At 59.0% G+C, this 9,835-nt stretch carries 10 protein-coding genes and 2 pseudogenes; 3 read left to right on the plus strand and 9 right to left on the minus strand.

Features of this window, described 5'->3' with window-relative positions; genetic code table 11:
• Nucleotides 1-41: 41 nt before the first annotated feature.
• From truA to def, 3 genes are read right to left on the minus strand one after another with little or no spacing between them, the layout of a single operon-like run.
• The gene (gene truA / locus PHE40_RS00870; RefSeq protein ID WP_299956660.1) at nucleotides 42-800 is read right to left on the minus strand and encodes a tRNA pseudouridine(38-40) synthase TruA; all 759 of its coding nucleotides are present in this window, start codon (nucleotides 798-800) and stop codon (nucleotides 42-44) included.
• Entirely contained in the window at nucleotides 797-1,735 is a 939-nt protein-coding gene (gene fmt, locus PHE40_RS00875) for a methionyl-tRNA formyltransferase (RefSeq protein WP_299956663.1), read from the minus strand. Before fmt ends, truA begins: the two co-directional genes overlap by 4 nt.
• On the minus strand, nucleotides 1,735-2,307 hold the full coding sequence (def, locus tag PHE40_RS00880) for a peptide deformylase (protein ID WP_299956666.1): 573 nt from the start codon (nucleotides 2,305-2,307) through the stop codon (nucleotides 1,735-1,737). Before def ends, fmt begins: the two co-directional genes overlap by 1 nt.
• A 158-nt stretch (nucleotides 2,308-2,465) precedes the next feature.
• Between def and PHE40_RS00885 the strand changes: the two genes are divergently transcribed.
• Together PHE40_RS00885 and PHE40_RS00890 are read left to right on the plus strand one after the other, a co-directional pair.
• Nucleotides 2,466-2,942, plus strand: a complete 477-nt coding sequence (locus PHE40_RS00885) for an Hsp20 family protein (RefSeq protein ID WP_299956669.1) — start codon at nucleotides 2,466-2,468, stop codon at nucleotides 2,940-2,942.
• 102 nt (nucleotides 2,943-3,044) lie between these two features.
• Nucleotides 3,045-3,299, plus strand: a complete 255-nt coding sequence (locus PHE40_RS00890; protein ID WP_299956672.1) for a DUF1150 family protein — start codon at nucleotides 3,045-3,047, stop codon at nucleotides 3,297-3,299.
• A 94-nt stretch (nucleotides 3,300-3,393) separates the two neighbouring features.
• Here the strand turns inward: PHE40_RS00890 and PHE40_RS00895 are convergent, their stop codons facing one another.
• Nucleotides 3,394-4,089, minus strand: a complete 696-nt coding sequence (locus tag PHE40_RS00895; protein WP_299956675.1) for an OmpA family protein — start codon at nucleotides 4,087-4,089, stop codon at nucleotides 3,394-3,396.
• Between the two features lie 380 nt (nucleotides 4,090-4,469).
• Here PHE40_RS00895 and PHE40_RS00900 point away from each other — a divergent pair.
• Nucleotides 4,470-4,717: pseudogene (locus tag PHE40_RS00900) on the plus strand (transposase); the annotation flags it as partial.
• Nucleotides 4,718-4,786: 69 nt separating this feature from the next.
• Here the strand turns inward: PHE40_RS00900 and PHE40_RS00905 are convergent.
• The 5 genes and pseudogenes from PHE40_RS00905 to PHE40_RS00925 all read right to left on the minus strand — a co-directional run.
• Nucleotides 4,787-5,644, minus strand: coding sequence for a hypothetical protein (locus PHE40_RS00905; protein WP_299956677.1), 858 nt, complete (start codon nucleotides 5,642-5,644; stop codon nucleotides 4,787-4,789).
• Between the two features lie 31 nt (nucleotides 5,645-5,675).
• Nucleotides 5,676-6,956: a glycosyltransferase family 4 protein gene (locus PHE40_RS00910; protein ID WP_299956680.1), complete on the minus strand. Its 1,281-nt coding sequence runs from the start codon at nucleotides 6,954-6,956 to the stop codon at nucleotides 5,676-5,678.
• The gene (locus PHE40_RS00915) at nucleotides 6,953-8,584 is read right to left on the minus strand and encodes a glycosyltransferase family 2 protein (protein WP_299956683.1); all 1,632 of its coding nucleotides are present in this window, start codon (nucleotides 8,582-8,584) and stop codon (nucleotides 6,953-6,955) included. Before PHE40_RS00915 ends, PHE40_RS00910 begins: the two co-directional genes overlap by 4 nt.
• 167 nt (nucleotides 8,585-8,751) lie before the next feature.
• Nucleotides 8,752-9,133: pseudogene (locus tag PHE40_RS00920) on the minus strand (hypothetical protein); the annotation flags it as partial.
• A gap of 92 nt (nucleotides 9,134-9,225) precedes the next feature.
• Nucleotides 9,226-9,835, minus strand: a 610-nt coding sequence (locus PHE40_RS00925; RefSeq protein WP_299956687.1) for a VOC family protein, incomplete at its 5' end; no start/stop codon positions are given.

Below are 9,835 nucleotides of genomic sequence, written 5' to 3' on the forward strand. Positions count from 1 at the left end.
TCCGGTGAAGCGGGTCAGCTTCGGCTAAAACAGCGAGCCGATCAACTTAAACCTAGATCGGACGCATACCCAACGCTGACGAAGTAGAGCCCTTCGGCGGGGGCGGTGGGGCCTGCCACGGCGCGATTTTGCGCGGCCAAAACCTCCGCCACGCGCGATTCCGGCCAGGCCCCCTCCCCCACCATCTTCAAACTGCCCACCATGTTGCGGACCTGATGATGCAGAAAACTGCGGGCCTTGGCGTGGATGATGAGATGCGCCCCCTCGCGCGTCACGCTCAGCTCGTCCAGCGTGCGCAGTGGCGATTTGGCCTGGCAGGCTGAGGCGCGGAAGGAAGAGAAATCATGATGGCCGAGCAGTTGCTGCGCGGCGCGGTGCATGGCGGCCTCGTCAAGCGGCTGGCGCACATGCCACACGCGGTTGAGCTCCAGCGCGGGGAACGCAGGGCGGTTGGAGATGATATAGCGGTAGCTGCGCCAGATGGCGGAAAACCGCGCGCTCCAGCCAGCCGGGGCCGGAGCGGCGCGCAGCACCACCACGGGGTGCGGCTTCATGTGGTAGTTGAGCGCCTCGCGCAGGCGGTGGGGCGAGAAATCCGGCAGCTCCATCTGCACGATCTGGCCCAGGGCGTGCACCCCGGCATCCGTGCGCCCGGAGGCAACCGCGGCGGGGATAACACCGTTGCAGAGTTTGGCGCCGGCTTCCTCCATCACCTGCTGCACCGCCAGCCCGTGCTTCTGGCGCTGCCAGCCCATGAAGCCGGTGCCGTCGTATTCAACTTCCAGCGCCCAGGGGATCAAAAGAAGCGGGCACCTTCGGGCAGGGTGAAGCCGCGCAGAAAATCTGCCGTGGCCATGGCGGCCTTGCCGGGACGCTGGATTTCCAGAGGGCGCAGCGCGGTGCCGCCGCCGCAGGCGATGGTCATGGCGGCATCCAGAATATCACCGGGGCGGGTGTCCTCGGTAAGGCCGGGGGCCGTGACAACCTCGGCGCGGAGGAATTTGAGGACAATTTCCCCCAGCAGCGCCAGCGAGCCCGGCCAGGGGTTGTTGGCGCGTATCTGGCGCTCCAACGCAACGGCGTGCTGGGTGAAATCCAGCCGCGCATCCTCACGGGTGCGCTTGCGGGCGTAGCCGCCATCCTCGTCATTGGCCGGGGCGGGCGGTTGCGTCACCGGTTCACTGGGATCGCTGAGTTCTTCCACGATCAGCGCCGCGCCGATCTGCGCCAGACGGTCGTGCAGATCCCCCGCCGTATCACGCGGGCCGATGGCGGTGGCCTGGTGGCGCAGCATGGCGCCAGTGTCCAGGCCCTCGTCCATCTGCATGATGGTGATGCCGGTGAAGGGGTCGCCAGCCAAAATAGCGGCCTGGATGGGCGCCGCGCCGCGCCAGCGCGGCAGCAGGCTGGCATGAATGTTCAGGCAGCCGCGCAAGGGCGCGTGCAAAATTTCGGGCGGCAGGATGAGCCCGTAGGCGGAGACGATGGCGGCATCGAGGCCAAGGGCCCGGAAAAACGCGGCCTCCTCGGCATTGCCTTTCAGCCGCCTGGGCGTGCGCACCGGCAAGCCAAGCTCCAGCGCCGCCTGATGCACCGGGCAGGGAGTCTCGCGCTGGCCGCGCCCGGCAGGTTTTGGCGGCTGGGCATACACCACGGCCACCTCGTGCCCTGCCTCAACCAGTGCGCGCAGGGCCGGAACCGAGAACGCGGGCGAGCCCATGAAGGCAAGCTTCATTACTTGCGCCCCCGCCGCTCCTTTTGGTCCTTCAGCTCTTTGGCCAGCTTGCGGAGCAGAATATTGCGTTTGAGCGGGGAGAGATAATCCACGAACTGCACGCCGTTGAGATGGTCGATCTCGTGTTGCAGGCAGGTGGCGAGCAGGCCGTCAGCCTCGACCTCCTGTTTGGCGCCGTTTTCGTCCTGGTAGCGCACCTTCACCCATGAGGGGCGCACGACCTCGGCATACTGGTCCGGCAGTGAGAGACAGCCCTCCTCGCGGGAGCATTTGTCCTCCGAGGCGGCGATGACCTCCGGGTTGACCAGGGCAAGCGGCGCCGGGACTTTATCGGGCGCCACATCCACCACGATGACGCGCAGCAGCCGGCCCACCTGCGGGGCGGCAAGGCCAATGCCAGGAGCCGCATACATGGTGGCGAACATGGAGGGGATGAGCGCGCGCACCTCATCGTAATCAGCCGGGGTTACCGCGCGGGCGTGCTTGCGCAGCACCGGGTCGGGCACCACGAGGATGGGCAGCAGCGGCGCGGCGGGGGCGGTGGTTTCAGGGATGGCTTGTGTGACTGACATGCCGAGACACTTAATGCCGCGCCTGCCCCGCTGCAACGCCGGGCTTGCGCCGCTTGCGCATGCGGGACTTGCATCCGGCCAGATTTATGACAACATAAGCCTCGGACGCCTTCGGGGTCTGAATTTTGCTTCGCTCACAACTGGGGGGGCCTGCCTTTATGAGTACCCGCGTTTTCACCTCGCCTTTGTTTCTGGGCTTCGACCATCTGGAACAGATGATCGAACGCGCCGCGAAAAACTCCTCCGACGGCTACCCGCCGTACAACATCGAACAGCTCAGCCCGGTATCGCTGCGCATTACGTTGGCGGTGGCCGGTTTCACCATGGACGACCTGCAAATCACCCTGGAGGATAACCAGTTGGTAATTCGCGGCCGCCAGACTGACGACGGACAAGGGCGCGTGTTCCTCCACAGGGGGATTGCCGCGCGCCAGTTCCAACGGGCGTTCGTCATCGCGGAGGGAATTGAGGTGAAGGGAGCCTGGCTCGACAATGGGCTTTTGCATGTTGACCTGGTGCGCCCGGTGCCGCAGCCGGTGGTGAAAAATATCCCCATTTCGCGCGGGCAGGGCAAAACAAATGTGGCGCCGACTCGGGTGGTGGATGGAGACTCGCGAGATTCTTCCCAGGGCTGAACGGCCTCCAGGCGTCCCTAATTAAAACACAACGCGGCGGTAGACTAACCAGACACAGCTTCGCGCAAGATTAACCTGGCTCATTTGAGAAGGAATTTTTCCATGGACATCAAGACACATGACGGAACAGCGAATTTCGTGCCCGGGACCGTGCTCGACATCCACCACATCACGGCGGCCCAGCTGGCTGGGCTGGGAATGGAGGAAATCGCCTTCGTGAAACCGGTGATGACCGAAAACGGCCCGGCCTTTGCCATCCACGCCGCCGACGGCACGCCAATGGCCATCGCCTCCAACGCGCCGCTGGCCGCCGCCGCCATCATCCAGAACGACATGGTGCCAAGCCTGGTGCATTAGGTAATGCCGTGCTGACAATGCAGCATGAACACCGCCCCCTCTCAGAGCGGGCGGCGTTCTCCAGCCAGAGGCAACCGCCGCGCTTATGCCCCAGTCAGGGCGTCTGCGCGCCTGCCGGTTGCGCCGGGAAGGCCACGTAAATTTCCACACGGCGGTTGGCCGCGCGCCCGGCGGCCGTGGCATTGCTGGCCACCGGGTTCTGCGGCCCCATGCCCTGGATGGTAATCCGCTGGCCATTAACCCCGCGCGAGACGAGATAAGACTGCACGCTTCCCGCCCGGTGGTCGGACAGCGGATAGTTGATGCTGCTGGAGCCTGTGCTGTCTGTGTAGCCAACAATTTGCACCGTCTCGGAAGGGTTCTGCTGCACGCCGGAAGCCAGCTGATCGAGAATTGGATCGATGCGCGGGTTAAGCGTCGCGCTGCCAGTGTCGAAACCGGCGTCGGCTGGAATGTTGACCTTCAGGCGATTATCCGCCGTCTGGGTGACCTGCACGCCGGTCCCCTGCGCGGATTGCTGCAATTGCTGCTTCTGCGCCTGCAGATGCTGGTTCCAGAGATACCCGCCAAGGCCGCCGGCCGCCGCCCCGCCCAGCGCGCCGATAATCGTGCCGCGGGCATGGCCGCCACTGGCCAGCGCGCCGATCAACGCACCACCTACGGCGCCAATTCCCGCCCCCGTGGCGGCACTGGTGGCGCCGGGATTGTTCTGGGCATATTGCTGGCTGCACCCCGCGAGCAGCGTGACGCACATAAAGGCCGCGGCCGTCCGGTGAACGGTTCTGGTCATTTGCATCGGCGTTCTCCTGATGAATTTTCAGTTTCATACGTCTCGCCAGGTAATTGCAAACAGCGTAGGGCATGAATTACCGGGCGCATCGGCTCGTCTGCCGCGCCCAAGTCTAAGCCATTTTTTAGTGGTGGAGCAAGCGGTTGGCCGGGGTGTAAGGGCTGCGCCCGCGCCTGCGGCGCCCCCGCACATTGCGCAAATACAAAAAACAGGGTCGTGCCCCCGTCCGTGGTGTAGCATCTGTGGGTAAGTAGCCTGCCGGAGCGACCGCCACGAGTCTGGCGCAGGCGGGCTACCTACCCACAGCGGTGGTCATCGTCGTTCTTCGGTTAAGGTTGGCATTGCAACCGACCAACCATTGACCAGAGGAGATGACAACGATGACCGACCCTACTATGGCCTGCGCGCGCTGCTGGAAAAGAGTTCCGATACCGAGCTTTTGCGCGAGATGGTGGGCTTTACCGCCCAGCGTCTGATGGAGCTGGAAGCGGAAAGCCTGACCGGCGCGCCCTATGGCAAGCGCAGCGGCGAGCGCGTGAACCAGCGCAAAGGGTATCGCGACCGAACCTGGGAAACCCGCGCCGGCACCATCGAACTGCGCGTGCCGAAACTGCGGCAAGGCGGCTATGTCCGTCATCTGGGGTGGGAAAGGCATGTTGCTGTCTAGCCGTTAGACAATATGATAAGTCTGCCTGCGTTAGAAATCAGCTGCAGGGCTATCGAACTGTTTCTCAAGGGAAAACAAAAAATCCTGAGTGATAAATTCTCCCTGATATATCTGGCTCTCCTGGTGGACACTTACTGAATCAAGAAAACGCTGGTCAAATTCACCTTCTGTCTCTTCTCCCAGCTTCGGTTTATTCGAGAAAAATTTTGCGACACTGATTAAATGCTCCGCGCCAACCGCAAAATATGTATGCTCCGACGTACCCGGCGTGAGACCTGTGAGCATTTTTTCATTCCAAATTATTCGGGCTTTAATATCTGCCCATTTGAGGTGGAAATTATATAAGCATGAAAAGTGAGGGGATACATTCGCACCATGAAACCCAGGAGCCCAACGCAAAGGCACCGTGGTCAGACACGTCTTATTCAAGGCTGCCGAACGTAGGCCATAGTGCCGCTGATTTCCCAAAATAGGCGCATTCGAATCAAGCGGCAGATCATCTTCCAGCTCAATCACATCCACTCCGCGCGCTGTAACATAGGGTTGTTTATTTTTTTCAACAAAATCAGCGAGATTCAAAAATCTAGCCGGGTCAGGGAACAAAAATTCATCAACATCGCAGCGCAGCACTACATCGTAGCTATTTAGCAATATGGCAACAAAATCAGCAATCAAATCAACCCGCAGTTTATCATCGTATGGCCTGTTTACCTCCCAGATATTGCCCACTTGAACGTCACGAAACAACGGCTTCATGCCCGCATATGTGATAACATGCAGATTCTCCGGACCAAACAAACCACCATAGTAACGCTGCCAGCGGGGGAAAAAAAACGCCGGCGAAATTGCGTCCGTGATTACCGCAACCTTTTTTACAAGTAGGCCCATTTCTCGCCAGCATTGACTCGATAACATCCTCTTACGCCGCCGCCGCGCTTACGTTCACGCCCTCATAGACCTCCAAAAATCCCGCCACCATATCCGCACGGCTGGCAGGCGGCGTAATCCCGGCTGCCAGGGCGTCCCACAAGCCCTTCTCAGTGCAGGCGCGGCGGATGGTTTCCGCCAGGGCGCGGGCATCGCCCATCTCGAACAACAAGCCGTCCACACCATCGGTAATGCGCTCGGCCGGGCCGCCGGCGTTAGAGGCGATCACCGGCCGCCCAAAGCTCCAGGCTTCCGAGATCACCAGGCAAAAAATTTCCCACCATACTGAAGGCACCACGACCCAGTCCACCCGCGCCATGCGCCCAGGCAATTGGTCATGATGGTAGGAGCCATTAAAAATTACATTACGATCCGCCAGCGGCAACGCCTCTTCAGCGGCAAGAAAATCCTCAATCTCCTGGCGCCGTGCCGGAGTTGCAAACTGGATGTTATCGCCATTGATCTCAACGATAAAATCATTAAATCCGCTGGCGCGAAGCAATGTCACCGCTTGCATCAAAACATGCAGCCCCTTGGCGTCTACCAGCTGCGCAAAAAAACCAAAGCGGTTGCGCCGCCCCCCGGCTGAGGCCGCCGGGGGCCGCACGCCACGTGGTAACAGCCCGTTGGTAACATGCACAAACTTCGAACGCTCCAGGCCCCAGTTCTCAAACTGGTCGATCATGAACCGGCTGGGCGTGGTAAAAATATCAACCACGTCCAGATGCCGCTTCATCCACATTTCGCGCATAAAATAATGTTCCGGCGCGCGGTCCGGCAAACATTGGTGGCAGCGCACAGCAGAGGCGCGCGAACAAAGCGAGGAGTCGGTACGCCGCACCATATGCCCGTTGGCGGGGCAGATGGTCAGGAACTCATGCGCGGTGAATACAATTTTCACCTCTGGCAACACACGGCGCGTTAGGGTCAAAAAATCAATACCGATGGTAAGAAAATGATGAAAATGCACCACATCGGGCTTAATCAGCAGCAAAAACTCTGCATAGGCTTCCGCCAGCAGGACACTGCCGCTCTTCTCCCAAACATAATCATATTCCTGGGTGAGCATGAGATACTCATCCGGCCTGCCATCAAATCCCGTTATGCGCGCGCCACTTTTATAAAGTGCTGGCGAGGAATGGTCGATGGACGCCAGCAATACCGGCTCCACATCTGGCCTTTCGCGCAAACCCTGGAACAATTCATAAGCCACCGTCTGCGCACCGCCCCGCACCAGCTCGGGATGATAGAGGCTAACCAGCAAAACCCTCATGGCGCTGCCTCTCCACCCAGACCAGCATAACTAGGCTGTGGCCCCAGCAGGCCATTATGCACCATTTCGCCCCAGCTACGGCTGAACAGCCAGCGATTAACGACTGATCCACCTTCATGCTGCGGGAGGCGCGCGGAGCCCTTGCCCTCCAAATGCCAGAGGCGGATATCATGCAACCACGGCAGGCACCCGGCCTCAATGCTTTTCAGGCACAAATCCGCATCCTCATAATGGCCAAACACATAATCCTGAGTGAAGCCGCCAAGCTGCTCAAACCAGGCCCGCTGCACAGACATAAACGCGCCCGTGACCGCGGGAACAGGCCGGGGTTTTAAAAACGCCGCCGTCTCCGGCGGGGCGCCCTTGCCGTAATGTTCCACGCGCAAAATACTGGTCTCGCGCTTACGGTGCCCGGCAAAATCAGGCATCGTATCTTCACAAAAATACATGCCCGCATGCATCAACGATCCATCATCATAATACAGCGGCGCGCCAAACAGCGCGGTCTGTTCATGCGGCAGGGCCTCGATCAGCATAGTGTGTTTTTCCGCCCAGTCATTATCGTAGGGGAACACGTCCGGGTTCATGATCAACAGCCGGTCAGAGCTTGCAAATTGGGCGGCGGCATTATTGGCGGCGCCGAATCCAGCGTTGCTGTTAAGGATCACGACACTCATATCCAATCCATAGATCAACGCGCAGCGTTTTGCCTCACGCAACGTCTGCTCGGCAATCCAGGGGCTGTTGAGCACGTAGATGAATTCATAATCCTGAATGCCCGGAATTTTCGAGAACAGCGCTTGTTGCAGGAACATATATTCCGCTTTGCCGTAAAGGCACACGATAATCGAGCCTTTATAGCTCCGCCCTGTCGCGCCAAAGCGCTCGGCATATGGCGCGTTTACCGCGCGGCGGCTAAGCATCTTGTTAAAGTCAATCATCTGTTCGCCGATGGCGGCATCAATCGCCGCCACAGCATCAAAATACGGGTTGCCAAAATATTTCGCTTGCACAAGATGCGTCAGCGTGACCTTGCGCATCTCCTGGTCCTCCACCAGCTCGGCGGTGACCATGAAGCTGAGTTCTGCGCCGGATTTAAGCCGCAGCACCACGCTGCACACCCCGGCCGGCAGCCTTCTGGCCGCGAACATGAAGCCCCACCATCCGTAAGGGTGCCGCCCCCCATTGGCCAAGGCAATCTCTGCGTCCTCCCGGCGTTCACGTGCCAGGCTGTTGCCCTCGAGGGAAACCGACCAGTTGGAAAAATACAGGTCCAGACTGTCCAGCCGATCGCTGGCATCGTTAATCCATCCGACAACATAAATGCCGCCGGAACGAGATACCTGGACCGCATCAACCGCCGCGGCCGGAAGTTTCACTTTTTCGCGACGGGCATCCGGCGAGGCCGTCATCACGATGCGCCCACGCACACCGCCTTGCGGCATTATGAAGGGCCTCCCCTCTGCGCGGCCGTATCTGTCATAATGGTCACGCCCTGAATGGAAGCTCCCACTGGCCACAGCCAAACGAACATCCGGGTTCAGGCGCAGGTAGGTTTCCTCATCAAACGCCACGCCCACGCTGGCTTCTCCTGCCGCCATCACTGCCGGATCATCGATATCTGCCATCTAAGCCCCACCTTTACGCCACCATACCGAGCAGAAGCATAACACCCAAATTACCTATACGGCTAACCATACAAGAATTAAACCGCCTAACGCCCATTGCGCTGGCCTGCCGGACGTTTGGGGTGAGTGACACCTGTTATCGCTATACGCCGAAGCTTGTTGGCGAAACTGAGAAAGCGAATATAATCCTGATGCCGGTGCTTTTGCTTGCACCGGCCGACTACTTTACCATCCAGCACGTTGAGGGCGGCAAACAGCGTGGTCGTGCCATGCCGGCGCCAAATCCGCTGCACCGAACTCATGCTGATACCTTGAAGTTTGGCCATGGCGGGCGAAGCCCCCGGTCATGAAGCGTTCCTGCCAGCGCCAGACAGACGTTTTGCTGGTGCCGCTGCCGCGCATGACCGCGGCCGTGCCGCACCCGTCGACGGTCAGCAGGATGATCTGCGACCGCCAGACGTGTTTTTGCGGGCTGTTCCGATCCGCGACAACCGCTTCCAACTTGGCGTGGTCCTGGGCGGTTACTGTCACTGTGATACCATTCAGCATGCCGCAGATTCGCATCTTGGCATGCTGATTAGAATCCTAAATCGGGCTCAAACGTCGGATTTTATCCCCCAGGTTGGGTTGGGTTGGCGCAATCAAGTATTCACAGTCATGAAGCGATCATTTAGCTCTTTCTCATAGTAAAAGATTGCCTTTCCGGCATTTTCAGCTTGCCAGACCCGACGCGGATTATCGGGATAATAGGAGTAGCCGCCGCTGAACGTTTCGTTCCGGTTTCCAGATGGATCAAAGAAATAGATCGTTTGTCCGCGGGTAATACCATGGCGTGTCGGCCCGATATCCAATGGAATATCATACCGGCTGATGATATCCGCGGCATGACCAACATCGTGCCAGGATTCAAGGTTGAATGAGGTATGATGGATCTTTCCGTTCCCTGGATAAGCAAGAAAAGCTACATCATGAGCCTTGTTGCTGCAGCTCAAGAAAATGCCAAGCCGTGTACCGTTGCTTTCGTCCACCAATTCTTCTGTAACTGAAAAATCAAGCGCTTCAATAAATATCTTGGCCGATCCAGAAATATCCACACCATTGAGCGCACAATGGTCAAACCGTACGGCCCGCATACCACGAGGCTCGACATCCCAAAGATCAGGATTTTTTATTGCAGGTCCATGATCCGACAAATCCATTTCCGCATAAAGTTCGAATACATGTTCTGTAGGCGTATTAAAACGAACCTTG

Source organism: Acidocella sp., assembly GCF_028687955.1.
In the GTDB taxonomy this organism is placed as follows: Bacteria; Pseudomonadota; Alphaproteobacteria; order Acetobacterales; family Acetobacteraceae; genus Acidocella.

What these genes read in the sequence shown, in the direction of transcription:
- fmt (WP_299956663.1), bottom strand. Translation starts at nt 1,735, where the DNA reads ATGAAGCTTGCCTTCATGGGCTCGCCCGCGTTCTCGGTTCCGGCCCTG.
- def (WP_299956666.1), bottom strand. Translation starts at nt 2,307, where the DNA reads ATGTCAGTCACACAAGCCATCCCTGAAACCACCGCCCCCGCCGCGCCG.
- PHE40_RS00885 (WP_299956669.1), top strand. Translation starts at nt 2,466, where the DNA reads ATGAGTACCCGCGTTTTCACCTCGCCTTTGTTTCTGGGCTTCGACCAT.
- PHE40_RS00890 (WP_299956672.1), top strand. Translation starts at nt 3,045, where the DNA reads ATGGACATCAAGACACATGACGGAACAGCGAATTTCGTGCCCGGGACC.
- PHE40_RS00895 (WP_299956675.1), bottom strand. Translation starts at nt 4,089, where the DNA reads ATGACCAGAACCGTTCACCGGACGGCCGCGGCCTTTATGTGCGTCACG.
- PHE40_RS00905 (WP_299956677.1), bottom strand. Translation starts at nt 5,644, where the DNA reads ATGGGCCTACTTGTAAAAAAGGTTGCGGTAATCACGGACGCAATTTCG.
- PHE40_RS00910 (WP_299956680.1), bottom strand. Translation starts at nt 6,956, where the DNA reads ATGAGGGTTTTGCTGGTTAGCCTCTATCATCCCGAGCTGGTGCGGGGC.
- PHE40_RS00915 (WP_299956683.1), bottom strand. Translation starts at nt 8,584, where the DNA reads ATGGCAGATATCGATGATCCGGCAGTGATGGCGGCAGGAGAAGCCAGC.